25 protein-coding genes and 1 other annotated feature are annotated in these 25058 nt (G+C 56.8%); of the genes, 11 read left to right on the forward strand and 14 right to left on the reverse strand.

All coding sequences use genetic code 11. From position 1 onward, the window contains the following. Nucleotides 1-20 precede the first annotated feature (20 nt). Nucleotides 21-449 carry a small heat shock chaperone IbpB gene (gene ibpB, locus ACDO57_RS21805; RefSeq protein ID WP_024907389.1) on the reverse strand — a complete coding sequence of 143 codons (429 nt, stop codon included), beginning with the start codon at nucleotides 447-449 and terminating at the stop codon, nucleotides 21-23. A gap of 136 nt (nucleotides 450-585) precedes the next feature. Next, complete coding sequence (gene ibpA / locus ACDO57_RS21810; RefSeq protein ID WP_008500162.1) at nucleotides 586-996, reverse strand: small heat shock chaperone IbpA; 411 nt, start codon at nucleotides 994-996, stop codon at nucleotides 586-588. After that, nucleotides 990-1061: a sequence feature (ROSE (Repression Of Heat Shock gene Expression) occurs in the 5'-region of heat shock genes and acts as an RNA thermometer to modulate expression.), on the reverse strand. It overlaps the preceding gene by 7 nt. 249 nt (nucleotides 1062-1310) lie before the next feature. Here ibpA and ACDO57_RS21815 point away from each other — a divergent pair. After that, a complete protein-coding gene (locus ACDO57_RS21815; RefSeq protein WP_024907391.1) occupies nucleotides 1311-1643 on the forward strand; it encodes a YceK/YidQ family lipoprotein in 333 nt (110 codons plus the stop codon). On the opposite strand, the gene ACDO57_RS21820 is transcribed toward ACDO57_RS21815, so the two are convergent. The 8 genes from ACDO57_RS21820 to ACDO57_RS21855 all read right to left on the reverse strand — a co-directional run bounded on the left by ACDO57_RS21820 (nucleotide 1640) and on the right by ACDO57_RS21855 (nucleotide 9822). After that, nucleotides 1640-2869 (reverse strand): DUF3748 domain-containing protein, encoded by a 1230-nt coding sequence (locus tag ACDO57_RS21820; protein WP_370884586.1) that lies wholly within the window; start codon nucleotides 2867-2869, stop codon nucleotides 1640-1642. The two genes, ACDO57_RS21815 and ACDO57_RS21820, sit on opposite strands and share 4 nt — an antisense overlap. A gap of 51 nt (nucleotides 2870-2920) precedes the next feature. Continuing rightward, nucleotides 2921-4258, reverse strand: a complete 1338-nt coding sequence (locus tag ACDO57_RS21825) for an MFS transporter (protein ID WP_080350511.1) — start codon at nucleotides 4256-4258, stop codon at nucleotides 2921-2923. A 74-nt stretch (nucleotides 4259-4332) separates the two neighbouring features. Next, the gene (gene dgoD, locus ACDO57_RS21830; RefSeq protein ID WP_047957400.1) at nucleotides 4333-5481 is read right to left on the reverse strand and encodes a galactonate dehydratase; all 1149 of its coding nucleotides are present in this window, start codon (nucleotides 5479-5481) and stop codon (nucleotides 4333-4335) included. Then, nucleotides 5478-6095: a 2-dehydro-3-deoxy-6-phosphogalactonate aldolase gene (locus ACDO57_RS21835; protein WP_370884587.1), complete on the reverse strand. Its 618-nt coding sequence runs from the start codon at nucleotides 6093-6095 to the stop codon at nucleotides 5478-5480. The genes dgoD and ACDO57_RS21835 overlap by 4 nt, the downstream gene beginning before the upstream one ends. Then, complete coding sequence (locus tag ACDO57_RS21840; protein ID WP_370884588.1) at nucleotides 6079-6957, reverse strand: 2-dehydro-3-deoxygalactonokinase; 879 nt, start codon at nucleotides 6955-6957, stop codon at nucleotides 6079-6081. Before ACDO57_RS21840 ends, ACDO57_RS21835 begins: the two co-directional genes overlap by 17 nt. Beyond that, nucleotides 6954-7643: a D-galactonate utilization transcriptional regulator DgoR gene (dgoR, locus tag ACDO57_RS21845; protein WP_003861109.1), complete on the reverse strand. Its 690-nt coding sequence runs from the start codon at nucleotides 7641-7643 to the stop codon at nucleotides 6954-6956. The genes ACDO57_RS21840 and dgoR overlap by 4 nt, the downstream gene beginning before the upstream one ends. A 226-nt stretch (nucleotides 7644-7869) precedes the next feature. Then, nucleotides 7870-8682, reverse strand: coding sequence for a sugar-phosphatase (gene yidA, locus ACDO57_RS21850; protein ID WP_370884589.1), 813 nt, complete (start codon nucleotides 8680-8682; stop codon nucleotides 7870-7872). Nucleotides 8683-8796: 114 nt separating this feature from the next. Continuing rightward, nucleotides 8797-9822: an NAD(P)-dependent alcohol dehydrogenase gene (locus ACDO57_RS21855; RefSeq protein ID WP_048990806.1), complete on the reverse strand. Its 1026-nt coding sequence runs from the start codon at nucleotides 9820-9822 to the stop codon at nucleotides 8797-8799. 110 nt (nucleotides 9823-9932) lie between these two features. On the opposite strand from ACDO57_RS21855, the gene ACDO57_RS21860 reads away from it, so the two are divergent. Then, nucleotides 9933-10868, forward strand: a complete 936-nt coding sequence (locus ACDO57_RS21860; RefSeq protein ID WP_157188395.1) for a LysR family transcriptional regulator — start codon at nucleotides 9933-9935, stop codon at nucleotides 10866-10868. A 34-nt stretch (nucleotides 10869-10902) separates the two neighbouring features. On the opposite strand, the gene gyrB is transcribed toward ACDO57_RS21860, so the two are convergent. From gyrB to dnaA, 4 genes are read right to left on the reverse strand one after another with little or no spacing between them, the layout of a single operon-like run. Next, nucleotides 10903-13314, reverse strand: coding sequence for a DNA topoisomerase (ATP-hydrolyzing) subunit B (gyrB, locus tag ACDO57_RS21865; protein ID WP_048030320.1), 2412 nt, complete (start codon nucleotides 13312-13314; stop codon nucleotides 10903-10905). 28 nt (nucleotides 13315-13342) lie between these two features. Further along, nucleotides 13343-14416 carry a DNA replication/repair protein RecF gene (recF, locus tag ACDO57_RS21870; protein WP_024907872.1) on the reverse strand — a complete coding sequence of 358 codons (1074 nt, stop codon included), beginning with the start codon at nucleotides 14414-14416 and terminating at the stop codon, nucleotides 13343-13345. After that, the gene (gene dnaN / locus ACDO57_RS21875) at nucleotides 14416-15516 is read right to left on the reverse strand and encodes a DNA polymerase III subunit beta (protein ID WP_008500170.1); all 1101 of its coding nucleotides are present in this window, start codon (nucleotides 15514-15516) and stop codon (nucleotides 14416-14418) included. The genes recF and dnaN overlap by 1 nt, the downstream gene beginning before the upstream one ends. A gap of 4 nt (nucleotides 15517-15520) precedes the next feature. Further along, complete coding sequence (dnaA, locus tag ACDO57_RS21880; protein ID WP_010426558.1) at nucleotides 15521-16915, reverse strand: chromosomal replication initiator protein DnaA; 1395 nt, start codon at nucleotides 16913-16915, stop codon at nucleotides 15521-15523. 599 nt (nucleotides 16916-17514) lie between these two features. On the opposite strand from dnaA, the gene rpmH reads away from it, so the two are divergent. From rpmH to ACDO57_RS21925, 9 genes are all read left to right on the forward strand, one after another. Then, nucleotides 17515-17655 carry a 50S ribosomal protein L34 gene (gene rpmH / locus ACDO57_RS21885; RefSeq protein ID WP_000831330.1) on the forward strand — a complete coding sequence of 47 codons (141 nt, stop codon included), beginning with the start codon at nucleotides 17515-17517 and terminating at the stop codon, nucleotides 17653-17655. A 16-nt stretch (nucleotides 17656-17671) separates the two neighbouring features. Next, nucleotides 17672-18031 (forward strand): ribonuclease P protein component, encoded by a 360-nt coding sequence (gene rnpA, locus ACDO57_RS21890; protein WP_032640303.1) that lies wholly within the window; start codon nucleotides 17672-17674, stop codon nucleotides 18029-18031. Further along, the gene (gene yidD, locus ACDO57_RS21895) at nucleotides 17995-18252 is read left to right on the forward strand and encodes a membrane protein insertion efficiency factor YidD (RefSeq protein WP_001307474.1); all 258 of its coding nucleotides are present in this window, start codon (nucleotides 17995-17997) and stop codon (nucleotides 18250-18252) included. The genes rnpA and yidD overlap by 37 nt, the downstream gene beginning before the upstream one ends. A gap of 2 nt (nucleotides 18253-18254) precedes the next feature. Beyond that, nucleotides 18255-19898: a membrane protein insertase YidC gene (gene yidC / locus ACDO57_RS21900; protein WP_032648576.1), complete on the forward strand. Its 1644-nt coding sequence runs from the start codon at nucleotides 18255-18257 to the stop codon at nucleotides 19896-19898. Nucleotides 19899-19970: 72 nt separating this feature from the next. Continuing rightward, complete coding sequence (gene mnmE / locus ACDO57_RS21905) at nucleotides 19971-21335, forward strand: tRNA uridine-5-carboxymethylaminomethyl(34) synthesis GTPase MnmE (protein WP_021242672.1); 1365 nt, start codon at nucleotides 19971-19973, stop codon at nucleotides 21333-21335. Between the two features lie 111 nt (nucleotides 21336-21446). Further along, nucleotides 21447-22622, forward strand: coding sequence for an MFS transporter (locus tag ACDO57_RS21910; RefSeq protein WP_032648577.1), 1176 nt, complete (start codon nucleotides 21447-21449; stop codon nucleotides 22620-22622). Next, nucleotides 22591-23562, forward strand: a complete 972-nt coding sequence (gene yidZ, locus ACDO57_RS21915) for an HTH-type transcriptional regulator YidZ (protein WP_024907877.1) — start codon at nucleotides 22591-22593, stop codon at nucleotides 23560-23562. Before ACDO57_RS21910 ends, yidZ begins: the two co-directional genes overlap by 32 nt. A 122-nt stretch (nucleotides 23563-23684) precedes the next feature. Further along, nucleotides 23685-24431 carry a 4'-phosphopantetheinyl transferase superfamily protein gene (locus ACDO57_RS21920; RefSeq protein WP_024907878.1) on the forward strand — a complete coding sequence of 249 codons (747 nt, stop codon included), beginning with the start codon at nucleotides 23685-23687 and terminating at the stop codon, nucleotides 24429-24431. 36 nt (nucleotides 24432-24467) lie between these two features. Then, a complete protein-coding gene (locus ACDO57_RS21925) occupies nucleotides 24468-25034 on the forward strand; it encodes an NADPH-dependent FMN reductase (protein WP_032648582.1) in 567 nt (188 codons plus the stop codon). Nucleotides 25035-25058: the final 24 nt, after the last annotated feature.

Consider the following 25058-nt stretch of genomic DNA (forward strand, 5'->3'; position numbering starts at 1 on the left):
GGGCATCAACCCGCACACTGTTAACTGTTTAACGCCGGCCGGTCGCTAATGGCGATACGCTGCGGCGGGATGGTTTCCGGCACGTTGCGGGTCAGGTCAATATGCAGCAGCCCGTTGGTAAACGTGGCGCCGGACACCTCCATATGGTCTGCCAGGGTAAAGCTCAGGCTAAACGGCTGATTAACCAGCCCCTGATGCAGCCATTTGGTCTCGGTCTCTTGTTTCTCCGGCGTACCTTTCACGGTCAGGCGGGTGCCTTCGAGCTGGATATCCAGATCCTCCTGACGGAAGCCGGCCAGCGCCAGGGTAATACGATAGTGGTTATCGTCGCTTTTTTCGATGTTGTACGGCGGAAACGTCTGTTGCTCAGCGGTGTTTTGCAGGGCATTAGCCAGTTTGTCAAAACCAATCCACTGACGCAGCAGGGGGGATAAATCGTAGTTACGCATACTAAATCTCCTTCTGAGAAGCGAGTTCGGCACAGTTTAATTTTGTGCGCAGTTGTTCCTGCAAATCCTGATGGATTCGCATATGCTCCCGTTACGGCAAGCAATTCTGGGTGGGCCGCTCGCGCGACCCGCATAATTAGTTAATTTCGATACGACGCGGTTTTTTCTCTTCCGGAATCACACGTTCCAGTTCAATAAACAGCAGGCCGTTGACCAGGTTCGCGCCTTTAACGTGAATGTTCTCGGCTAACTGGAACTTGCGTTCAAAGTTGCGCTCGGCGATGCCCTGGTAAAGGTAAGTACGCTCTTTCTGCTCGGCCGTATGGGAACCTTTCACCACCAGCAGGTTGTCCTGCGCGGTGATCTCCAGTTCGTTTTCTGCAAAACCGGCGACGGCAATGGCAATGCGGTAGTGGTTTTCGTCAACCAGCTCAACATTGTATGGAGGGTAGCCGTTGCTCTGGCTTTGGTTATTTTCTAAATGGTTAAACAGGCGGTCAAAACCAATTGCAGAACGGTATAGCGGAGAAAGATCGAAGTTACGCATAAATAAAACTCCTGAAATCAGCGAGAAAATGTAGCCTTCCACCATGGACAGGCCTTTGCGCCCCCCGAACACCCATCAGGCGAGTTCGTTATCGGGTCGTATTCTTAAAATGGGTCTACAACCGGGCTTTTCAAGCGCGACGACTGCACTTTTTTTTGCACTTTCCTGCATCTCGCTTAGACTGGGACAACAGCACAAAGGGTTAAATTGCGATGGCTGCCACAGTGCGGGGTTATCGGGCTATCCATTTTGGTTAAGGCTCGTTATAACCCTGAGTTGCAGGTCTATGCAGTGCCATTAACGATGACTGAGTGATGATGAAAAATGTTCTGATAAAGCTGACGACGTTCAGCGGGGTAGTTTTACTTTGCGGGTGTTCGAGCGTGATGTCTCACACCGGCGGTAAAGAAGGAACATATCCGGGGACGCGCGCCAGCGCGGCGATGATCTCCGATGACGATACAAACTGGGGCACCAAATCCCTGGTTATCCTGGATATGCCGTTTACGGCTGTGGCGGATACGCTTTTGCTGCCGTGGGATATGTTTCGTAAGGACAACTCCGTGCGCTCACGGGTAGAAAAAAGCGAGCAGGAGAATCTGGCGACAAACGCCGTTATCCCGCCCGCAGAGATGCCTCCACGCTAGTTCTGCGCGGTTTCCGTTAACCAAAGTTGACGGAAACCCCCTGTCTCTTCCATCCACGCGATAAAGCGCCCGTCCGGAGAAAACACGACGGCATCAGCAGACGGCGGATTGCCGTGATCGGACGTCAAAAACGTCACCTCTCCAGTCTGCGCGTCGCAGCAGGCGATCCGGTTTTCGAGCACAAATCCCAGTCGGTCACCCGCCGGATGCCAGTTAAACGCAGACTGAATATCGCTCCCGTTACGCGTCAGCTGCCGAGGCTCACCGTCCTCAGGCGAGATCAGCCACAGCTGCACAATGCCGTTATCGTCGCGCATCAGAAACGCGATCTGCGTCCCCTGCGGGTTGCTGCGAACCCAGTGGCGCGGCACGTTCACCAGGCCCGGATAAGCCCTCTGATGCGTAAAGGTCAGACGACGCTGCATTACCCCTGCTGGCGGGGCTGGCAGGGTCTCTTCGGTGCCCTGCAGCGGCGCATCGCCCGCACGCTTCCAGCCCTGCTCGTCTTCCGGCAGGTCGACGATAAACAGTTCGGGTACTTTTTCGCCCTGCGCAGAGAGGGTATCGCCGATAAACGCCAGCCTGGTGTTGCCTACCCAGCCCTCTTCATAGGCGCGGTTAATCTCGTCGCTGCCCGGCTGCGGGTTGGGCGTCGTGCGGCTGACCAGCACGCTCCAGAAGGTTCCCGGATACTCACGGGGATGGTTCCCCTGCGGGTTCACAGGGCCGTAAGGCGCAGCCACGCCGACGTTGCGTAAATCGAGCTTCGAATCGCGCTCGTGCAGCACGTGGTCGTTATAGGTGAAGCTGACGAGCTGACCGTTCGGGCTGAAGACGTGCACATGGCTGCCGCCGCGCAGCGCGCCTGCGGTGTAGGGCGCAGTGATATCCATCGCGTCAAGATTGCTCACCTGACCGTTACAGGCAATGACTCCCTGACGATGATGAAAATCGTAGTGCCAGTCTGCATCCGGGTTTCTCGGGCCGTGGATAAAGACGTATTTCTCCTGCGCGGGATGAACGGTCACCACGCCAACGTGCGCGCCATCGGTGGCGCGATAAACCACGTCGACCTCGCCCGTACCGACGTTGACCCGCTCGATGGTTTCACCGGTGAACGATGCACCGGACGGGCGCACGTCATAGACCAGCCACTGGCTGTCCGGCGTCCAGGTATTGATGTTGGTCAGCTGGTGGTTGCGGGAAGCGAAGGTGATTTGTTTCATGAGGATACCCTGATGCACGGTGAGTGCATCAGGGTAAAACATCCGCAGGGATTAGCCTACTCGTTTCACATCACCCACCAGCAGGATGTAGGAGAGCGCACCGATCAGCGCCACGGCGGAGATGTACACCAGCGCCGGGCCGAAGCCGTAGTCCTGCGCCAGGTAGCCGATGACCAGCGGTACGGTGATCCCGCCAAGCCCGCCGACAAAGTTGAACACGCCGCCGGTCAGGCCAATCAGCCGCATCGGCGCGAGAGACGACACCAGCGACCAGGTGATAGAGGCGAAACCGTTACCGAAGAACGCCACTGCCATCAGGGCCATAATCCACACCGGATCGTTGGTGTAGTTGGCGCCCATGATGCAGGTGGAGATCAGCAAGCCGCAGATAATCGGCGTTTTACGCGCCACACCCAGCGAGTAGCCTTTTTTCACCAGCTTATCGGCCAGCCAGCCGGAGAGCAGTACGCCGAAAAACGCCGCGAGGAACGGCACGGTGGTCATAAAGCCCGCCTTTAGCGCCGTGATGCCCTTTTCCTGGGTCAGATAGTTCGGGAACCAGGTCAGGAAGAACCACAGCGTGGAGGTCACCGCGAACTGGCCCAGATAAACGCCCACCAGCTTACGGTGGAAGACCAGCTTCCAGTCCGCTTTGGTCAGCGGCTGGCGCGCCTCTTTTTTCACCGGCGCATCACCGTCCACCAGGCCACCGCCGTCGCGGATGTAGTCCAGCTCGGCTTTGGTGATGCTTTTGGTCAGACGCGGCGGCTGGTAGACCTTGAACCAGATCAGCGACCAGATAATGCCAATCCCCCCTGTGACGATGAACACCCAATGCCAGCTCAGCAGCTCCTGGATCCAAATCAGCAGCGGCGTCAGGAACGCCAGACCAACAAACTGCCCGGAGGTGTAAAAGCCAACGGCGGAAGCGCGCTCGTGTTCCGGGAACCAACTGGTCACCATGCGGTTATTGGTCGGAAACGCGGGCGCTTCGAAAACCCCGGTAATGGCACGCAGGCCAATCAGCGACATCAGCCCGGTAGCGAAGCCCTGGAAAAGTGTCGCCACGGACCAGCCGAAAATGGCGATAAAGTAGGTCAAACGTGAACCCACGCGGTCAAGGAACCAGCCGCCCGGGATCTGGCAGAGCGTATACAGCCAGGCAAACGCCGAGAAGACGTAACCCATTTCCGCTTTGGTGATGCCAAACTCTTCCTGAATATGGGCCGATGCCACGGCAAGGTTGGCGCGGTCGACATAGCAAATGACCACGGTAATAAAGATCATAATCAGCGTCAGGTAGCGGCGACGCCCGGTTTTTGTAGCGGTAACTGGAATATCCATCGCAATCTGTCTCCAGATTTTGGGCATAGCGAAGCCGCTCACCATGCCCTGTAATTTACAGAGGGTTATATTTTTGTAGGTACGTTTTTTTGGCCGATGGCGCTGCGCTTACCGGCGATTTACCACTCGGCTACGGAACCGTCTTCATGACGCCACAGCGGGTTACGCCAGTCCGGCGCGTTTTTACTCAGCTCAATGACTTTGGCTTCGTCAATCTCTACGCCAAGGCCCGGCTTCGTTAACGGTTTAAAGAAACCGCCTTCCATGCTGAAGTCTTCTTTATTTTTCACAAAATCGAGCAGTTCCGCGCCCTTGTTATAGTGAATCCCCATGCTTTGTTCCTGGAACACCGCGTTGCGGGAGACAAAGTCGACGTGCAGGCAGGCCGCCAGCGCAATCGGTCCAAGCGGACAGTGCGGCGCCAGCGCCACATCGTAGGCTTCGGCCATCCCGGCAATTTTGTAGCATTCGGTGATGCCGCCCGCGTGAGAGAGATCCGGCTGCAGGATGGCAATGCCGCCCGCTTCCAGCACGCGTTTAAACTCGAAGCGCGAGAACATGCGTTCACCCGCCGCGATGGGAATGTGCGTCTGTTCAGCCAGTTTCGGATAGTACTCGGCCTGTTCGGCCAGCACCGGCTCTTCGATAAACAGCGGACGATACGGCTCCAGCTCTTTGATCAGCACTTTGGCCATCGGCGCGCTAACGCGGCCATGGAAGTCCAGGCCAAATTCGATCTCGTTGCCGAAGGCTTCACGGATTTGCGCGACAGTATTCACCGCGCGATCCACCGCGCGCGAGTTGTCGATAACGCCCATCTCTTCGCAGCCGTTGAGTTTGAAGGTGTCAAAACCGATGTTGCGCAGCTGCGTAATGCCGTCGATCACTTCCGCAGGACGGTCGCCGCCGACCCAGCTGTAGGCTTTAATTTTGTCGCGCACCAGGCCGCCCATCAGCTGCCAGACCGGCGCGTTCAGCACTTTGCCTTTGATATCCCACAGCGCCTGGTCGATACCGGCGATGGCGCTCATCAGGATCGGCCCCCCGCGGTAGAAGCCCGCGCGGTACATCACCTGCCACAGGTCGTTGATGCGAGCCGGATCCTGGCCAATCAGGTATTCACCCAGCTCGTGCACCGCCGCTTCTACGGTGCGCGCACGTCCTTCAATTACCGGTTCGCCCCAGCCCACGACCCCTTCATCGGTTTCGATTTTCAGGAACATCCAGCGCGGGGGTAAACGGTACGTGGTGAGTTTGGTTATTTTCATTTCACTGCCTCTCGATACGCTTTCACAAATGCTGCCGCCTGCTGTGCGGTACGTTCCACGGACTGACCGGCGCGATAAAGATCGCTGCCCAGCCCCGCGCCCACACAGCCCGCGCTCATCCACTGGCCCAGGTTTTCTGGCGTTACGCCACCCACGGCAAAGACCGGCACGCTGGTGGGTAATACCGCTTTCAGCGCTTTGATGTAGTCCGGTCCAAAAGCCGATGACGGGAAAATTTTGAGCGACTGTGCGCCCGCATCCAGAGCAGTGAAGGCTTCCGTGGCGGTGGCGCATCCCGGGCAGACGGTCATGCCGTAACCCACCGCGCGGCGGATCACCTCAGGCTGAATGTTGGGCGTGACGATAAGCTTACAGCCCATCTTTGCCAGCCGATCTACCTGCTCAGGCCGTAACACGGTGCCTGCGCCAATCAGCGCCCTATCGCCGAAGGCCTCCACCACGGCCGGAATACTTTTTTCCCACTCCGGAGAGTTAAGCGGGATTTCCACCGCGTCGAATCCGGCGTCAACAACCGCGCCGACGTGGGCTAACGCCTCATCGGGCGTGATGCCGCGCAAAATCGCGATAAGGGGAAGATCAGTTTGCCACTGCATGAGCGATGCTCCTTATTCCTGCCTGAAATGCCGTGTCGCCGGATACCGTTAAAACGTTTCGTCCAACGGCGCGAAACGCCTGCTCATAGCGCGACGTTAGCGATGTGCCAGCGACAAGGGTGATGGCCTGCTCGTGCGCGACGAAATCACGCATGCTGGCGACCTCTGCGCCAATTAGCAGGCCGGAGAGAAATTCGCTGACCTGCTCGCGCGGGAGATTTCCCAGCACGTGCGAGGCGCGAACCTCAAAAAGCTGCGGCAAAACATCAGGAGAAGCGATCCCACGTTCAAGCCCGGCAGCAAACGCCTCTGACGAGGCTTGCTGCTCCGGCAAACCGGCTCCCACCAGTGAATGATTGAGCAGCAAATGGTGCAGCTCGCCGGTCATCACGGTGCGAAAATCGTGGATTTGCTCAGCGTCGGCCTGGACCCACTTGCAGTGCGTTCCGGGCATGACGTAGACAGAAGAAGGAGAAAGCGTGCGCGCGCCAAGCAGCTGCGTCTCTTCGCCGCGCATCACGTTGTGGTTATCCCCGCGAGAGATGCACAAACCGGGAATTATCCAGATATTGTCGCCAACGGACGTTAACTGCTCGCCAATCGCGGAGAAATGGGCAGGAACCGGTAGATAAGGCGCTATCTTCCAGCCAACGTTGCTGCCGACCATTCCCGCCATGACCACCGGCGTGGCGCTGTCGCGCCAGTTTTGTGTGACCTCTGCTAACACCGCCTCGGGGGATTTACCGTTCAGGCGCGTCACGCCTGCTTCTGATTGCCTGCTCTCCAGGCACTGTTCGCCCTGGTACAGCCAGGCGCGCAGATTGGTCGATCCCCAGTCAATTGCGATGTAGCGAGATGTCATGTGATTTCCTTCAGCCTTCGTGTCGAGCTGGCAATCATGGTAAGCGCCGCCTGCTCTGCCGCATCGCCGTCCTGATGCCGTATCGCATCGAACAGCGCTTTATGTTCCTGGAGCGTTTTCGGCATGTTGGCCTCATCGCCCATCCAGGTACGTTCAAATACTGCTCGCTGTAGCGAGCTGATCGCCACGCTAAGCTGCTGTAATACCGGGTTATGCACCGACTGCAGCACCGCTTCGTGGTAGCGGATATCCGCCTCGTTAAACGCCTCCCGGTTCTGGTTATTGGCGATCATGTCGTTTAAAGCCGACTCAATCTGCGCCAAATCGCCAGAGGTTGCGCGCTCCGCCGCCCAGCGGGCGATGGCCGGTTCAACCAGGTTTCGGACTTCGCTCATCGCGCCGATAAGCCGTGGGTCGTAATCGTTTTCCAGCACCCACTGCAGTACGTCGGTATCGAGGTAGTTCCACTGGTTGCGCGGGGCAACAAACGCGCCGCGATAGCGCTTCATTTCAATCAGCCGCTTCGCCATCAGCGAGCGGAAGACTTCCCGGATGATGTTGCGCGAGGTTTCAAACTCCTCACACAGTTCGGCCTCTGCAGGCAGCGGCGAACCGGGAACGTATTTGCCACCCACAATCTGGGTGCCCAGCGTAATGACGATGCGATCGGTTTTATTGAGAGTCATGGAGAGTCCTTGTGCTCTGTATGTCCATCACTACTTTACCGCGACCGCTGAATTTCACCTCACTTTTGCAGTACAAACGTGAGAGCGTTCGACTTTGCTGTGGTGACAATGTAGTACAATCAATCAATGTTGTACTACAATAAAGATCACAAAAAGAACAATTCGATAAATTCAGCGCAAAAAAAAGCCCCGGTTGATAACCGAGGCCGATGATTAGAAATAAGCGTTACTGCAGCACAAACTTCTCGATCGCGTAGGCAACGCCGTCTTCCAGGTTGGATTTGGTCACGAAGTTGGCCACTTCTTTCACCGACGGAATGGCGTTATCCATCGCCACGCCCATGCCCGCGAATTCAATCATCGCGATGTCGTTTTCCTGGTCGCCCAGCGCCATAATCTCTTCCGGCTTAATGCCCAGCGCATCGGCCAGTGATTTCACGCCGGTGCCTTTATTGACGCGTTTATCAAGGATTTCGAGGAAGTACGGCGCACTTTTCAGCACGGTGTATTTATCTTTCACCTCGGCCGGAATGCGTGCAATCGCTTTATCCAGGATCTCCGGCTCGTCGATCATCATCACTTTCAGGAACTGGGTGGCAGGGTCCATTTTCTCCGCTTCACAGAACACCAGCGGAATGGTCGCAACGTAGGATTCATGCACCGTGTAGTAGCTGATATCACGGTTGGCGGTGTAAAGCGTATTGCGATCGAGGGCGTGGAAGTGGGACCCCACTTCCCGGGACAGTTTTTCCAGGAACAGATAGTCATCGTAGCTCAGCGCGGTTTGCGCAACCGTACTGCCATCCGCGGCTTTCTGCACCAGCGCGCCGTTATAGGTGATGCAGTAGTCGCCAGGCTGATTCATGTGCAGCTCTTTCAGGTAGCTGTGCACGCCCGCATACGGACGCCCCGTGGTCAGGACTACATTCACGCCCTTTGCGCGTGCCGCGGCGATCGCGTTCTTAACGGCTGGAGAGATAGTGTGGTCTGGCAGCAACAGCGTGCCGTCCATATCGATTGCAATAAGTTTGATAGCCATGAGTTCCCCGGAATAAATGAGTGCTGCCTCATGCTAACGCGATTAAGCACACAAAAATAGAGCTACATTGCGCAACAAAAGCCCCCTTTTACGCTTATCCCGGGGAACAAAGACCTACTCGCGGGTGAGAACGATTTTACCGAACGCGCCGCGATCGAGATGTTCAAACGCCTGTTCAAGCTCGTTAAAACGGTAGCGATGCTCAATCACGGGTTTCAGTCCGGTGACATCAACAGCGCGGACGAAATCTTCCAGCGCCCGGCGGTGTCCCACGCCGATTCCCTGAATGACGGGGGATTTCAGCAACAGCTCGCCAGCAGAGAGGGTAATCTCCGTCCCGGCCAGCACGCCAATAACGGAGATACGTCCGTGAACGGCAACGGCGCGCAGGGAGTGCTTCAGGTTCTCTCCCCCCACGGTTTCAATAATATGGTCGATGCCGCGATCCTGCGTGAGCGCCAGCGTATTTTCAGCCCAGTCGCCTTTCAGGCGGTTGATGCCCTGGCTGGCCCCCAGTTTTTTGGCGAGCGCCAGCTTTTCATCGCTCCCCGAGGTGACAAATACCTCTGCGCCGTGCGCTTTTGCAATTTGCAGGGCGAAAATCGCCACCCCGCCCGTGCCCTGCACCAGCACCGATTGCCCGGCGCGCAGCTGTCCGCGTTCCACCAGCGCAAACCAGGCGGTAAGCCCTGCGCAGGGTAAGGTACTGGCCTCGGCGTCATCCAGGGTCTCCGGGGAGGCCACCAGCGCGTCTTCCTTCACAATCACATACTCGGCCAGCATCCCCTGGAAGTATCCACCGGACGTTTTATAGGGCAAATTGCGCGCGTCCGCCTGCGGTTTACCGTCGATCCATTCCGGGAAGAAGGTTGAGATAACGCGAGCGCCGGGCTGGAAGCGCGTGACGCCTTCACCCACGCTGTCTACGACGCCCGCCATGTCAGACGCCGGGGTAAACGGGAAGGAAAGTGGGATTGGCATTGTGCCTTCAACAACCATTTTATCGCGATAGTTGAGCGCAACGGCATTCACCCGCACGCGCACTTCACCCGGGCCGGGCTGTGGAACGGGTGCCTGAGTCAGCTTGAGGTTCTCGCGCCCGAGGGCGTCCATGGACCAGCGTTGCATTGTCTCTGTCATTTTATTTCTCCTGCCATCAGATGAGCTTTAGTCCTGACAGTCTACCGTTGACTAAAGGTCACCTGTGGCGATAAGTTTTCTCTTTATTGACGCCATAATCGATACAATCCATGACCGATACGCTGAAGGATATTCCTGTTTTTGTGGCCGCCGTTGAGGCGGGAAGTTTCGCTCAGGCCGCAATTCGCCTGCATTTGTCACGCTCGGCGGTAGGGAAAAGCATCGCTCGCCTTGAAGAGCGGCTGGGGGTACGTCTTTTTCACCGCACCACCCGTAGCCAGAGGCTGACCGATAACGGCGCCCTTTTTTATGAACGCTGCCTGCGCGCGCTGGAGGAGATTCGGGGCGCGGAATCGCTGCTGGAAACAGGGAAACAGCAGGTCAGTGGCCGCCTGCGCGTTGCCATGCCGGTGCTGTTTGGTCGCCAGTGCGTCGCCCCGCTGCTGATAGCGCTGGCGCAGGAACACCCCGGGCTTGAACTGGAAATGTCATTCAGTGACCGGGTGGTGGATCTCGTCGAGGAAGGGTTTGATATGGCGGTGCGTAACGGCACGCTTCAGGACAGCAGCGTGCTGGTCGCCAGAAGGCTGGGAGAACACCGCATGGTGCTATGCGCCGCGCCGGATTATCTGCAGAAGAAAGGCCAACCGCAAAGCGTGGCTGATTTACCCCAGCATACGGCTATTAACTATCTGCGCGCAGGCAGAGTGCTGTCCTGGCAACTGATGGATAACGAAGGAACGTCGCACACCTTTACTCCCCGGTCATCACTTAATATGGATGATTTGCAGGCGATCTGCGACGCTGCGCTGGCCGGACACGGCATTGCATGGCTGCCCTGCTGGATGGTCGTTAAAGATATTCACCAGGGTAAACTCGTCCCGCTCCTGAAGCAGGCACCGGACGTGCATTTCGACGTTCATGCGGTGTGGCAGCAGACGCCGCACCTGCCGCTGAGGGTAAGAATTGCGATAGATACGCTGGCGAGCCGTTTACCGTCCGCAATGTCGCTGGATATGCCTGCGCCCATAAAAAAGCCGCGCTAAAAGCGCGGCCAGTTATCGTGCGGTTTCAAACCGATTAAATATCGATATTTGCCGCTTTCAGGGCGTTCTCTTCGATGAACGCACGACGTGGTTCAACCGCATCACCCATCAGGGTCGTGAACAGCTGGTCTGCAGCAATCGCGTCTTTAACGGTAACGCGCAGCATGCGGCGGCTTTCCGGATCCATGGTGGTTTCCCACAGCTGCTCCGGGTTCATTTCGCCCAGACCTTTATAGCGCTGGATCGCGAGGCCACGACGGGACTCTTTCACCAGCCAGTCCAGCGCCTGCTCGAAGCTGGCTACCGGCTGACGACGTTCGCCACGTTCGATGAACGCATCGTCTTCGATCAGGCCGCGCAGCTTCTCGCCAAGCGTGCAGATACGACGGTATTCCGGACCGGTCACAAATTCGTGCTCCAGCGGGTAGTCGGTATCGACGCCGTGGGTACGCACGCGAACGATCGGCTCGAACTGATGATCGGCGTTCTGCTGAACATCGCATTTCCACTGGCTGCCGTGCTGCTCTTTCTCGTTCAGATCGGTCACCAGGGCATTCACCCAGCGGGTGACGGTCTGCTCGTCGCTCAGATCGGCTTCGGTCAGGGTTGGCTGATAAACCAGCTCCTTCAGCAGCGTTTTCGGATAACGGCGTTCCATACGCGTAATCATTTTCTGCGTGGCGTTGAACTCGGACACCAGCCGCTCCAGCGGCTCACCGGCCAGTGCAGGAGCGTGCGAGTTCGCGTGCAGGGTTGCGCCATCAAGTGCGATCGCGATTTGGTACTGATCCATCGCTTCGTCATCTTTGATGTACTGTTCCTGCTTGCCTTTCTTCACTTTGTACAGCGGCGGCTGGGCAATGTAGACGTGACCACGTTCAACGATTTCAGGCATCTGACGATAGAAGAAGGTCAACAGCAGCGTACGAATGTGCGAGCCGTCGACGTCCGCATCGGTCATGATGATGATGCTGTGGTAGCGCAGTTTGTCCGGGTTGTACTCGTCACGGCCGATGCCGCAGCCCAGCGCGGTGATGAGTGTCGCCACTTCCTGAGAAGAGAGCATCTTGTCGAAGCGCGCCTTCTCAACGTTGAGGATTTTACCCTTCAGCGGCAGAATCGCCTGGTTCTTACGGTTACGGCCCTGCTTCGCAGAACCGCCCGCGGAGTCCCCTTCCACGAGGTACAGTTCGGACAGCGCCGGATCGCGTTCCTGGCAGTCAGCCAGCTTGCCCGGCAGGCCAGCTAAGTCCAGCGCGCCTTTACGACGGGTCATTTCACGGGCTTTACGCGCCGCTTCACGGGCACGCGCCGCATCGATAATTTTACCCACCACGATTTTCGCGTCGGACGGGTTTTCCAGCAGGTATTCGCTCAGCAGTTCGTTCATCTGCTGCTCAACCGCCGATTTCACCTCAGAAGAGACCAGCTTGTCTTTGGTCTGTGAGGAGAACTTCGGATCCGGCACCTTCACGGAGACAACGGCAATCAGGCCTTCACGGGCATCGTCACCGGTGGCGCTGACTTTCGCTTTCTTGCTGTAGCCTTCTTTGTCCATGTAGGCGTTCAGGGTACGGGTCATCGCCGCACGGAAGCCCGCAAGGTGAGTACCACCGTCACGCTGTGGAATGTTGTTGGTAAAGCAGTAGATGTTTTCCTGGAAACCGTCGTTCCACTGCAGCGCCACTTCCACGCCGATACCGTCTTTTTCGGTGGAGAAGTAGAAGATATTCGGGTGAATTGGCGTTTTGTTCTTGTTCAGATACTCAACAAACGCCTTGATACCGCCTTCGTAGTGGAAGTGGTCTTCTTTGTTGTCACGCTTGTCGCGCAGGCGAATCGAGACGCCAGAGTTCAGGAACGACAGTTCACGCAGGCGTTTCGCCAGGATGTCGTACTCGAACTCGGTGACGTTGGTGAAGGTTTCGAGGCTCGGCCAGAAACGCACCATGGTACCGGTTTTGTCGGTGTCGCCCGTGACGGCCAGCGGTGCCTGCGGCACGCCGTGCGTATAGAGCTGACGGTGGATTTTGCCTTCGCGCTGGATAACCAGCTCCAGCTTCTGCGACAGGGCGTTTACTACCGAAACACCTACGCCGTGCAGGCCGCCGGAAACTTTATAGGAGTTATCGTCGAACTTACCGCCTGCGTGCAGGACGGTCATGATCACTTCCGCCGCAGAGACGCCCTCTTCCGGGTGAATACCGGTTGGGATGCCACGACCGTCATCGGTGACGGAGACGGAGTTATCCGCATGGATGGTGACCACGATGTCTTTACAGTGACCCGCGAGCGCTTCGTCGATAGCGTTATCTACCACCTCGAATACCATGTGGTGCAGACCGGTGCCGTCATCCGTGTCGCCGATATACATACCCGGGCGCTTACGCACCGCATCCAGCCCTTTCAGGACTTTGATACTGGAGGAGTCATAAGAATTCGACATCAACGTTTCTCGCTCATTTCAACTTGGGTTAATCCGTTATTTTACCCTTTTCCACGGTAAACATCTTCGAATTTTCGTCCGACATGTCTATAACGTGTTCAGCGCTAATGGCGCTGACGAAAACCTGCGACTGCGTGGCTTTTAAGCGGCTGGCAAGCAGCCCGCGCCGCGCGTCGTCAAGTTCCGAGGCAAAATCATCTATCAGGTACAGGCAGCGCCGCCCGCTCTCGCGGGTGAGAAACTCCCCCTGTGCCAGACGTAGCGCACACATCAGGAGCTTGAGCTGCCCGCGCGACAGCGTGTCTTCCACCGGCGCGCCGTCGGCACGAATGCGGAAATCCGCCTTGTGCGGGCCGTGCGCGGTGTAGGTCAACATGCGGTCGCGCTCGAAGTTTCTCTCTAACACCTCGGCATAATCCGTCTCTTTCTCCCAGCCGCGCTGGAAGGAGAAGGTGAGAGAGAATTCGGGTAAAAACTGTTTGCAGGTGTCGGCCATGTCTTCGGCGATACCTGCGCTGTATTCGGCACGCCAGCGGCTGATCTGTTCCGCAAGAGGAATTAACTCCATGTCCCACGGACGCAGCTGAGCGTAGCGCGTCACCTGGCGCAGCGCGGCGTTACGCTGCTTGAGCAGACGCTTCAGGTTGCTCCAGGCGTTAAAAAATCCGGCTTCGTTGTGAAAGCATCCCCAGTCGAGGAACGCTCTTCTGTATTTGGGGCCGCCGTTGAGTAAAGTAAACCCCTCCGGCGTTATCAGCTGCATTGGCATCAGCAGCGCCAGCTCCGCCACCTTGTGGCCGTCGGTACCGTCGATGCGCACCTTGCTGTCGCCCTGCTTGTCTTTGGTCAGGCCGATGGCGGTCTCCCGCTCCTCGCCCTGCAAACGCCCATGCAGAACAAAGGATTCCTGCTCGTGGCGAATGACGCGACCAATCTGCAAACTGCGAAACGCCCGGCCGTGGCCGAGCGTATAGATGGCCTCAAGTACGCTGGTTTTGCCGCTGCCGTTCGCGCCAACCAGGAAGTTAAAGCCAGGGGATAAAGCGAGATCCGCGCTTTCGATATTGCGAAAGTCGCGGATCAACAGACGGGTGAGCGACATTACAGTCTCATTGGCATGACAACATAGGCAGCCGACTGTGATGCGGCATCTTCAATCTGTACGCTCGAAACGGAGTCGGTCAGCAGGATGCGCACGTTCTCGCATTTCAGCGCGTTCAGCACATCCAGCACGTAGCTGACGTTGAAGCCGATTTCCATCTCAGCCCCGGCGTAGGTGACGTCCAGAATCTCTTCTGCTTCTTCCTGCTCCGGGTTGTTAGCGGTGATTTTGATCTGGTTTTCACTCACATACAGGCGCACGCCGCGGAATTTCTCGTTAGAGAGGATCGCGGCACGGGCAAAGGCCTGCTTGAGGCTGTCGCAGCCTGCTTCCAGCGTTTTGTCCGGGTTCTTCGGCAATACGCGGCGATAATCCGGGAAACGACCGTCAACCAGCTTCGATGTGAAGACAAAGTCGCCCACGTGGGCGCGGATGTTATTGCTGCCGATCTGCACGCGCAGCGGCGTGTCGCCACCGTCGAGCATACGCATCAGCTCAATCACCCCTTTACGCGGCACGATCACCGAATGGTTTGGCAGTGAGTCGCCAATCGGCATAGAACAGACCGCCAGACGGTGGCCGTCGGTGGCCACGGTACGCAGCTCTTCACCTTCGGTTTCGAACAGCATGCCGTTTAAGTAGTAACGAACGTCCTGATGCGCCATGGAGAACTGCGTGGCTTCAATCAGACGCTTCATCGTCGCCTGCGGCAGGGTGAATTCAACTTCGCTCTGCCAGTCGTCCAGGTTCGGGAAGTCCGCAGCAGGCAGCGTGGAGAGCGAGAAACGGCTGCGGCCAGAGCGCACCAGCATACGGTCGCCTTCCAGCTGGACGGCGATTTCAGCGCCTTCCGGCAGCCCGCGGCAGATGTCAAAGAATTTACGTGCCGGAACCGTGGTCGCGCCCGCGTCGTGCGGCTGCGTCAGCGTAACGCGCGCGATCATTTCCATTTCCAGATCTGTACCGGTCAGCGACAGCGTACCGTCCGCGACCTGAAGCAGCAGGTTTCCGAGAATAGGCAGCGTTGGGCGGCCACCTAATGGGCCACTCACCTGTTGCAGCGGTTTTAATAAATGTTCACGTTCAACGGTAAATTTCATAGCGTCACGATGATAATGTTCTGATTAGATTGGAAAAATCTTCTTTTATGTCGTGGCTTTCTTCGCGTAACTGCTCAATCTTGCGACAAGCGTGCAGCACGGTCGTATGGTCACGGCCACCAAACGCGTCCCCGATTTCCGGCAGACTGTGGTTGGTTAACTCCTTTGCCAGCGCCATCGCCATCTGACGCGGACGCGCCACCGAGCGGGAACGACGTTTAGACAGTAAATCTGCCACTTTGATCTTGTAGTACTCAGCCACTGTCTTTTGAATATTGTCGATAGTGACCAGTTTTTCCTGCAATGCCAGCAAATCGCGCAGCGCTTCACGCACAAAATCGATGGTGATCGCACGACCGGTGAAGTTGGCATTGGCGATAACGCGGTTCAGTGCCCCCTCCAGCTCACGCACGTTGGAGCGCAGACGCTTGGCAATGAAGAACGCCACTTCGCCCGGCAGGCGAATGTCGTTTTCATCGGCTTTCTTCATCAGGATCGCGACGCGGGTTTCCAGCTCCGGTGGCTCGATCGCCACGGTCAGGCCCCAGCCGAAGCGGGATTTCAGACGATCTTCAACGCCGTTGATCTCTTTTGGATAGCGATCCGAGGTCAAAATGATCTGCTGATTACCTTCCAGCAGGGCATTGAAGGTGTGGAAAAATTCTTCCTGCGATCGTTCTTTATTGGCAAAGAACTGAATGTCATCGATCAGCAGCGCGTCAACGGAACGATAGTAGCGTTTAAACTCTTCGATCGCATTGTTTTGCAGGGCTTTTACCATGTCCTGAACGAAGCGCTCGGAGTGCATATACACCACTTTGGCATTGGGCTTGCGCGCCATAATGCCGTTGCCCACCGCATGCAGCAGGTGCGTTTTACCCAGACCCGTGCCGCCATAAAGGAACAGCGGGTTGTAGGCTCCACCGGGGTTATCAGCAACCTGGCGAGCCGCCGCGCGCGCCAGCTGGTTCGACTTACCTTCAACGAAGTTATCGAACGTGTGTTTCACGTTAACGTTAGAGCGGTAGGTTGGCTCAGCCGGTGCGGGAACATTATCCCAGCCCTGACGAGCGGGGGCGACGCGAGGGGCCGGAGCAGGAGCGGCCTGAGCAGGCGCTGCGACGTTCACGGTTTCACGAACGGTTTGGGTGACCGGCTTTGTACCCACTTCAAAGCGCAGCTGCGGGGCATCTGACCCGCAGAAATCGTTCAGCAGTCCATTGATGTTATTAAGGTACTTGTCCCTTACCCAATCGAGCACAAAACGGTTTGGCGCATACAAAGCCAGCGTGTTATCGCTCAGTTCCGCCTGCAACGGGCGGATCCACATACTGAATTCTGTGGCTGGTAACTCATCCTGCAATCGGGCAAGACACTGCTGCCAAAGCGAAAGTGACACGGCGGACTCCACTCGAACAATAAAAGAAAACTATTGAATATTCATGATTGTTGGCGCACATCGACATGACCCTGTGTAAAGGGGGACGTGCGAATTGCTATCTGCAATTTATCCTGACCAGGATCCTGGGATCCCGATCGGGACCGCGGATCATAGCCTAAACTGAGCCAGAGATCTTCTGTTTCTCACAGATTCTTCCCGATTTATCCACAGGAAGATCCGAAACCGGGTAAGTGTAAACGATCCTGACGGGAGTGCCCCACGATTTAGTCCGCATATTGGAAAAATTAATGAGCACAGACAATTTTTTGCTTAAATGATCTAACGAAGATCCGGGACGATCCTTGCGCTTTATCGTTGAGCCCGTATAATCCTCGACCCGGCGCGTGATGCTCATCTTCCTGCGTCGTCCGTTGCTCATTTTCCACGCGAAAACGTGCGGAAATACGCGGGAAATAAGGAAAGAGAATTGACTCCGGAGTGTACAATTATTACAATCCGGCCTCTTTAATCACCCACGCTGAGGCGTTAGTCGTTCGAAACTCGTTCGGGTATACGCAAAAGTCAGTGAATTTATTCAAGTTTAGGTAGAAATCGCCATGAAACGCACTTTTCAACCGTCTGTACTGAAGCGCAACCGTTCTCACGGCTTCCGTGCTCGTATGGCTACTAAAAATGGTCGTCAGGTTCTGGCACGTCGTCGTGCTAAAGGCCGCGCTCGTCTGACCGTTTCCAAGTAATAAAGCTAACCCCTGAGTGGTTAAGCTAGCATTTCCCAGGGAGTTACGTTTGTTAACTCCCGCTCATTTCACTTTCGTCTTCCAGCAGCCACTACGGGCTGGCACGCCGCAAATCACCATCCTCGGCCGCCAAAATTCGCTGGGGCATCCCCGTATCGGTCTCACAGTCGCCAAGAAAAATGTTAAGCGTGCGCATGAACGCAATCGGATTAAACGTCTGACGCGTGAAAGCTTCCGTTTACGTCAGCACGAACTGCCTTCAATGGATTTCGTGGTGGTGGCGAAGAAAGGGGTTGCCGACCTCGATAACCGTGCTCTCTCGGAAGCGTTGGAAAAATTATGGCGCCGCCACTGTCGCCTGGCTCACGGGTCCTGATAGCCCTCATTCGGGTCTATCAACGCCTGATTAGTCCGCTACTCGGGCCGCACTGCCGTTTCACACCAACATGCTCAAGCTACGGAATTGAGGCATTGCGCAGGTTTGGAGTGATAAAAGGCAGTTGGTTGACGGTGAAACGCGTATTAAAATGCCACCCTTTACACCCAGGTGGAGACGACCCCGTCCCCCCAGGACCCTTTGATACCAGAGAACACTAACGATGGATTCGCAACGCAATCTTCTTATCATCGCTTTGTTGTTCGTGTCTTTCATGATCTGGCAGGCGTGGGAGCAGGATAAAAATCCTCAACCACAACAGCAGGTCACGCAGACAACGACCACCGCAGCGGGTAGCGCCGCCGACCAGGGCGTACCGGCCAGTGGCCAGGGGAAACAGATTACGGTTAAGACCGATGTGCTTGAGCTGACTATCAACACCCGTGGTGGTGATGTTGAGCAGGCGCTGCTGTTAACCTACCCGAAAGAGCTGAAGTCTAACGAACCGTTCCAGTTACTGGAAACCACGCCTGAGTTTATCTACCAGGCGCAGAGCGGCCTGACCGGTCGTGACGGCCCGGATAACCCGGCTAACGGTGCGCGTCCACTGTATACCGTCGAGAACGACACCTTTGTGCTGGCTGATGGTCAGAACGAACTCGCGATCCCGATGACGTACACCGACGCCGCAGGCAACACCTTCACCAAAACCTTCACCCTGAAACGCGGTGAATATGCGGTGAACGTAGGCTACAGCGTACAGAACGCCAGTGCGAAACCGCTGGAGCTGTCGACCTTTGGCCAGCTGAAGCAGTCCATCAATCTGCCGTCTCACCGAGACACCGGAAGCAGCAACTTTGCGCTGCATACCTTCCGTGGCGCGGCGTACTCCACGCCAGACGCGAAGTATGAGAAATACAAATTCGACACCATTGCCGATAATGAAAACCTGAACGTCAGCGCTAAAGGCGGTTGGGTGGCAATGCTGCAGCAGTATTTCGCTACTGCGTGGGTGCCAAATAACGACGGTACCAACAACTTCTATACCGCGAACCTGGGTAACGGTCTTGCAGCCATCGGCTACAAATCTCAGCCGGTTCTGGTTCAGCCGGGTCAAACCGGTAAGCTGGCAAGCACCCTGTGGGTCGGCCCGGAAATTCAGGACAAAATGGCCGCTGTTGCGCCGCACCTGGATCTGACCGTGGATTACGGCTGGTTGTGGTTCATCTCTCAGCCGCTGTTTAAGCTGCTGAAGTTCATCCACAGCTTCCTGGGTAACTGGGGCTTCTCCATCATCGTTATCACCTTCATCGTTCGTGGCATCATGTACCCGCTGACTAAAGCGCAGTACACCTCCATGGCGAAGATGCGCATGCTGCAGCCGAAGATTCAGGCAATGCGTGAGCGTCTGGGCGATGACAAACAGCGTCAGAGCCAGGAAATGATGGCCCTGTACAAAGCAGAGAAAGTGAACCCACTGGGTGGTTGCTTCCCGCTGCTGATTCAGATGCCAATCTTCCTTGCGCTGTACTACATGCTGATGGGTTCCGTTGAGCTGCGTCACGCGCCGTTCGCCCTGTGGATCCATGACCTGTCCGCACAGGACCCGTACTACATCCTGCCGATCCTGATGGGCGTGACGATGTTCTTCATCCAGAAGATGTCGCCGACCACCGTGACCGACCCGATGCAGCAGAAGATCATGACCTTTATGCCGGTCATCTTCACCGTGTTCTTCCTGTGGTTCCCGTCAGGTCTGGTGCTGTACTATATCGTCAGCAACCTGGTGACCATCATCCAGCAGCAGCTGATTTACCGTGGTCTGGAAAAACGTGGCCTGCATAGCCGCGAAAAGAAAAAGTCCTGATTCGGTAAGTTAACGCTAAAATAAGGGCGGTCGATTGACCGCCTTTTTTATTTGTATTGAACGAGAGCAACCATGAGCCATAACGACACTATCGTCGCCCAGGCAACCCCACCGGGACGCGGTGGTGTAGGCATTCTGCGTATCTCCGGCCTGAAGGCGCGCGAGGTGGCCGAAGCGGTGCTGGGTAAACTGCCAAAGCCGCGCTACGCTGATTACCTGCCGTTTAAGGACACCGACGGCACGCCGCTGGACCAGGGCATTGCGCTGTGGTTCCCCGGCCCGAACTCCTTTACCGGTGAAGACGTGCTGGAGCTTCAGGGCCACGGCGGGCCGGTTATCCTCGACCTGCTGTTAAAACGTATTCTGACCCTGCCGGGCCTGCGCATTGCGAAGCCGGGCGAGTTCTCCGAGCGTGCCTTCCTCAACGACAAGCTCGACCTGGCGCAAGCGGAGGCCATTGCAGACCTGATCGATGCCAGTTCCGAACAGGCGGCCCGCTCCGCCCTGAACTCGCTGCAGGGGGCATTCTCCGCGCGTGTGAATCACCTTGTGGAAGCACTTACTCACCTGCGCATCTACGTGGAAGCGGCTATCGACTTCCCGGATGAGGAGATCGACTTCCTCTCTGACGGCAAAATCGAAGCCCAGCTCAACCAGGTGATGGCCGATCTCGACGCCGTCCGTGCCGAAGCGCGCCAGGGCAGCCTGCTGCGCGAAGGGATGAAGGTGGTGATTGCCGGACGCCCTAACGCCGGGAAATCGAGCCTGCTGAATGCCCTGGCGGGCCGTGAAGCGGCGATCGTAACCGACATTGCCGGGACCACCCGCGACGTGCTGCGCGAGCATATCCATATCGACGGGATGCCGCTGCACATCATTGATACCGCCGGTCTGCGCGATGCCAGCGACGAAGTGGAGCGCATCGGTATCGAGCGCGCCTGGCAGGAGATCGAGCAGGCCGACCGCGTGCTGTTTATGGTGGACGGCACCACCACCGACGCCGTTGACCCGGCTGAGATCTGGCCAGACTTTATCGCCCGTCTGCCGGCGAAACTGCCAATCACCGTAGTGCGTAACAAAGCGGACGTCACCGGCGAAACGCTGGGTATCAGCGATGTGAACGGTCACTCACTGATTCGCCTGTCGGCGCGGACCGGTGAGGGCGTGGACGACCTGCGTAACCATCTCAAGCAGAGCATGGGCTTTGACACCAGCATGGAAGGCGGCTTCCTGGCGCGTCGTCGTCACCTGCAGGCGCTGGAAGAGGCGGCAAATCACCTTGTTCAGGGTAAAGCACAGCTGATCGGCGCGTGGGCGGGTGAACTGCTGGCGGAAGAGCTGCGCCTGGCGCAGCAGAATCTGAGCGAGATCACCGGGGAGTTTACGTCGGACGATCTGCTGGGAAGGATCTTCTCGAGCTTCTGTATTGGTAAGTAATGCCCGCTAATTAATGGTGATTTCCTCCTGGGAAATCACCATTGTCCAAATGGCAACTCGCCTAATCCCTTTTCACCCCCTATCCTGCATGCCTGCATCTATGGGGGGTTTATGGCGCGTTTTCTGTTTTGTAGTTTCGCATTAGTTCTGCTTTATCCGTCTGGTATTGATATGTATCTGGTGGGATTACCGCACATCGCCCGCGATCTGGGTGCCAGCGAAGCGCAGCTGCACATCGCGTTTTCGGCCTACCTCGCGGGGATGGCGTCGTCGATGGTCTTTGCCGGGAAGATCGCGGATAAGGCAGGCCGTCAGCCAGTCGCGATAACCGGTGCCATCATTTTTGCCCTGGCCTCTCTGCTCTGCTCACAGGCGCAAAACAGCACCGTGTTCCTGACCGGACGGTTTATCCAGGGTATTGGCGCTGGCGGTTGCTACGTGGTGGCGTTTGCCATTTTGCGCGACACCCTAAGCGCCCAGCGTCGCGCTAAGGTGCTCTCGATGCTGAACGGTATTACCTGCATCATCCCGGTGCTGGCCCCGGTCGTGGGATATCTGATCATGCTGAAATTCCCGTGGCAGAGCCTGTTCTGGACCATGGCGGCCATGGGCGCGCTGGTGTTTACCTTATCCATCGCCGTGCTGAAAGAGACCCACCCGGGCTCGCAGAATACCGGCCATACCGCCACCATTCACCCGGCAGAGAAGCTTCTCAACCGCTTTTTCCTCAGCCGTCTGGCCGTGACCACGTTAAGCGTGGCGGTGATCCTGACCTATGTAAACGTTTCCCCGGTTTTACTGATGGAAACCATGGGCTTCGATCGCGGTGAGTATTCAACGGTGATGGCATTAACCGCCATGGTCAGTATGGCGGTCTCGTTCTCCACCCCGTTTGCGCTAAATGTTTTCAGCCAGCGCACGCTGATGCTGACCTCACAGGTTTTATTCCTCACGGCAGGCGCGATCCTGGCGACCACCAGCTCACATGCGGTGATGCTGGTGGGTATTACCCTTATTTGCGCCGGGTTCTCGGTTGGCTTTGGCGTGGCGATGAGCCAGGCGCTTGGCCCCTTCTCGCTGCGGGCAGGCGTGGCAAGCTCGGTGCTGGGGATCGCGCAGGTCTGCGGCTCGTCGCTGTGGATTTGGCTGGCGGCGGTCATCGGGCTCAACGCGCTGAATATGCTGATCGGGGTTCTGATTGGCTGTAGCATACTGTGCATTACCTTACTTATGGTCATCCGGCCCGCGGCGCACTATGAAGAAGCCCATCAGCAGTCTCGATCTTAACCTGTTGCTGTGCCTGCAGCTTTTGCTGCAGGAGCGCAGCGTCACCAAAGCGGCGAAGCGGATGAACGTGACGCCGTCGGCGGTGAGCAAATCGCTGGCCAAGCTGCGCGACTGGTTTGACGACCCGCTGTTTGTCAAAACGCCGCTAGGGCTGCTGCCGACACCACTGACGGTAAGTCTTGAGCAGGATCTGGCTGACTGGATGCAAATCGGCAACCAAATCCTCGATAAATTCCACCATGACTCTCCGGGCGGGCTGACGTTCGTGCTGGCCGCGGAAACGCCGCTGATGCTGATCCGCTTCAATACTCTGCTGGAGCAGGTGAACCAGCGCTATCCGCAGGCTACGGTGAAAATGCGTCAGTGGGATTACGACTCGCTGGACGCGATTACGCGTGGCGAGGTTGATTTGGGCTTCACCGGGCGTGAAACGCATCCGCGATCCCGCGAACTGCTTAAGCTGATGCCGTGGTTTATCGACTACGAAATTCTGTTCAGCGATCGCCCCTGCGTCTATCTGCGCGAGGATCATCCGGCGCTTCAGCAAGAGTGGAATCTGGAGACCTTCCTGCGCTATCCCCATATCAGCATCTTCTGGGAACGCAGCGACACCTGGGCGCTTGATGAGGTGCTAAAGGAGATGGGACGCGAGCGCACGATCGCCATGAGCCTGCCGGGCTTTGAACAGGCGATGTTTATGGCGGCGCAGCCCAACCATAACTATATCGCCACGGCTCCGCACTACTGCCATCACTACAATGAACTCCACCAGCGGAAGCTGATCGCGCTTCCTATTCCCATTGATGAAGCGCAGGCTGAAAAGCTTACCGTTCCCTTCACGCTGATCTGGCATAAACGGAACAGTCATAATCCGAAAATCCTGTGGCTGCGGGAGACCATCAAGGCGCTGTACGGTGCGAGCGATCCAATTTTTGCCTAAGAAAATGTAAAGTTCGGTCCTAAGGCTTCTCTTACTCCCATTTACTGATTAAAACAGGAGTCAAGTTAAGCGATAATCATGTAACCGTTTAACCGATTACGACCATTATCAAGGAGCGAAAAATGGCTACGCACTTTGCAAGAGGGATACTTACGGAAGGACGTCTCGTATCGGCAAGAATTTCTTCAGCCTGTCACACTGAAGCACTCACTCTCCCGGAACACCGCAGGACGCGGTTTTTAGCGTCCAGAGCGCTTCTCGCAGAACTGCTGTTTATGCTGTACGGCACCAGCGAGCTGCCGGATATCATTACCCAACCCGAAGGCCGTCCGGTCTTTGCCGACCCGGATCTCCCTCGTTTTTCGATTGCCTACGCGGGCAATATCATTGGCGTCGCACTGACCACCGAAGGGGATTGTGGGCTCGATATGGAACTTCAGCGCGCGACGCGCAGCTTCCATGGCGGTAATGCGCATGAAGACTATCCGCTCTCCAGCAATGAGAAGCTATGGGTCCGCAACCAGAACGATCCTGTCGAAGCCAGAGCCCAGCTCATTACCTTACGCCAGAGCATTCGCAAGCTCTGTGGATGCGCCTCAGACGACGCCAGCCTGCTGCAGCTGCTGCCAGGCTCCGGACGTCTTCGTGCCACTCAGGCCACGCTGGTAGAGGCGCTCAGTGACGCAGAAGATGTGCTTATTTGGTCCATTGCGGTTACCCCCGCCATCGAACGCATGAAAATCTGGGAATTTGACAGCCAACAGGGATGGCGTAGCCTTCCTGATGTGCCCGAGCGCGCCAACGAGCCCGCCGCACGCCTGATGCGTTTAACCAGTTTACCGGCAGAAAAAGCATTCACCCTTAGCTGATCCAATCAGGGTCATCATGATGAAACAGGAGTAATCATGTCTGATACGTTGAAAGTCGTTACTTTACTGGGAAGCCTGCGCAAAGGTTCATTTAACGGGATGGTAGCCCGCACGCTGCCACAGCTGGCGCCTGCAGGTATGGAAATTAGCGCCCTGCCGTCTATTGGCGATATTCCGCTGTATGATGCGGATGTCCAGCAGGAAGAAGGGTTCCCGCAGAGCGTTGAGGTGCTGGCAGAGCAGATCCGCCAGGCCGACGGCGTGGTCATCGTCACGCCAGAGTATAACTACTCGGTTCCGGGTGGCCTGAAGAATGCCATCGACTGGCTGTCCCGTTTACCTGAGCAGCCGCTGTCAGGCAAACCGGTGCTGATCCAGACCAGCTCCATGGGCGCGATTGGCGGCGCGCGCTGCCAGTATCACCTGCGCCAGATCCTGGTATTCCTCGATGCGATGGTGATGAACAAGCCGGAATTTATGGGCGGAGTGATTCAGAATAAGGTCGACCCGCAAACGGGTGAGGTGGTGGATCAGAGCACGCGCGACCATCTCTCTGGCCAGCTGACGGCGTTCGGGGATTATATTAAGCGGGTTAAAGCCTGATAAAAAAGCCCGGTGGCGCTAGCG

Source organism: Enterobacter cloacae complex sp. 2015409 (genome assembly GCF_041365315.1).
Lineage (GTDB): Bacteria > Pseudomonadota > Gammaproteobacteria > Enterobacterales > Enterobacteriaceae > Enterobacter > Enterobacter pseudoroggenkampii.

Bases quoted from the DNA above. Each gene is read 5' to 3' on its own strand.
- ACDO57_RS21855 (WP_048990806.1), bottom strand. From the start codon at position 9,822: ATGACAGAGACAATGCAACGCTGGTCCATGGACGCCCTCGGGCGCGAG.
- dgoR (WP_003861109.1), bottom strand. From the start codon at position 7,643: ATGACTCTCAATAAAACCGATCGCATCGTCATTACGCTGGGCACCCAG.
- yidA (WP_370884589.1), bottom strand. From the start codon at position 8,682: ATGGCTATCAAACTTATTGCAATCGATATGGACGGCACGCTGTTGCTG.
- dgoD (WP_047957400.1), bottom strand. From the start codon at position 5,481: ATGAAAATAACCAAACTCACCACGTACCGTTTACCCCCGCGCTGGATG.
- rpmH (WP_000831330.1), top strand. From the start codon at position 17,515: ATGAAACGCACTTTTCAACCGTCTGTACTGAAGCGCAACCGTTCTCAC.
- ibpA (WP_008500162.1), bottom strand. From the start codon at position 996: ATGCGTAACTTCGATCTTTCTCCGCTATACCGTTCTGCAATTGGTTTT.
- mnmE (WP_021242672.1), top strand. From the start codon at position 19,971: ATGAGCCATAACGACACTATCGTCGCCCAGGCAACCCCACCGGGACGC.
- ibpB (WP_024907389.1), bottom strand. From the start codon at position 449: ATGCGTAACTACGATTTATCCCCCCTGCTGCGTCAGTGGATTGGTTTT.
- yidZ (WP_024907877.1), top strand. From the start codon at position 22,591: ATGAAGAAGCCCATCAGCAGTCTCGATCTTAACCTGTTGCTGTGCCTG.
- gyrB (WP_048030320.1), bottom strand. From the start codon at position 13,314: ATGTCGAATTCTTATGACTCCTCCAGTATCAAAGTCCTGAAAGGGCTG.
- ACDO57_RS21820 (WP_370884586.1), bottom strand. From the start codon at position 2,869: ATGAAACAAATCACCTTCGCTTCCCGCAACCACCAGCTGACCAACATC.
- yidC (WP_032648576.1), top strand. From the start codon at position 18,255: ATGGATTCGCAACGCAATCTTCTTATCATCGCTTTGTTGTTCGTGTCT.
- yidD (WP_001307474.1), top strand. From the start codon at position 17,995: ATGGCGCCGCCACTGTCGCCTGGCTCACGGGTCCTGATAGCCCTCATT.
- ACDO57_RS21910 (WP_032648577.1), top strand. From the start codon at position 21,447: ATGGCGCGTTTTCTGTTTTGTAGTTTCGCATTAGTTCTGCTTTATCCG.
- recF (WP_024907872.1), bottom strand. From the start codon at position 14,416: ATGTCGCTCACCCGTCTGTTGATCCGCGACTTTCGCAATATCGAAAGC.
- ACDO57_RS21815 (WP_024907391.1), top strand. From the start codon at position 1,311: ATGATGAAAAATGTTCTGATAAAGCTGACGACGTTCAGCGGGGTAGTT.
- ACDO57_RS21860 (WP_157188395.1), top strand. From the start codon at position 9,933: ATGACCGATACGCTGAAGGATATTCCTGTTTTTGTGGCCGCCGTTGAG.
- ACDO57_RS21920 (WP_024907878.1), top strand. From the start codon at position 23,685: ATGGCTACGCACTTTGCAAGAGGGATACTTACGGAAGGACGTCTCGTA.
- ACDO57_RS21925 (WP_032648582.1), top strand. From the start codon at position 24,468: ATGTCTGATACGTTGAAAGTCGTTACTTTACTGGGAAGCCTGCGCAAA.
- dnaN (WP_008500170.1), bottom strand. From the start codon at position 15,516: ATGAAATTTACCGTTGAACGTGAACATTTATTAAAACCGCTGCAACAG.
- ACDO57_RS21835 (WP_370884587.1), bottom strand. From the start codon at position 6,095: ATGCAGTGGCAAACTGATCTTCCCCTTATCGCGATTTTGCGCGGCATC.
- ACDO57_RS21840 (WP_370884588.1), bottom strand. From the start codon at position 6,957: ATGACATCTCGCTACATCGCAATTGACTGGGGATCGACCAATCTGCGC.
- ACDO57_RS21825 (WP_080350511.1), bottom strand. From the start codon at position 4,258: ATGGTGAGCGGCTTCGCTATGCCCAAAATCTGGAGACAGATTGCGATG.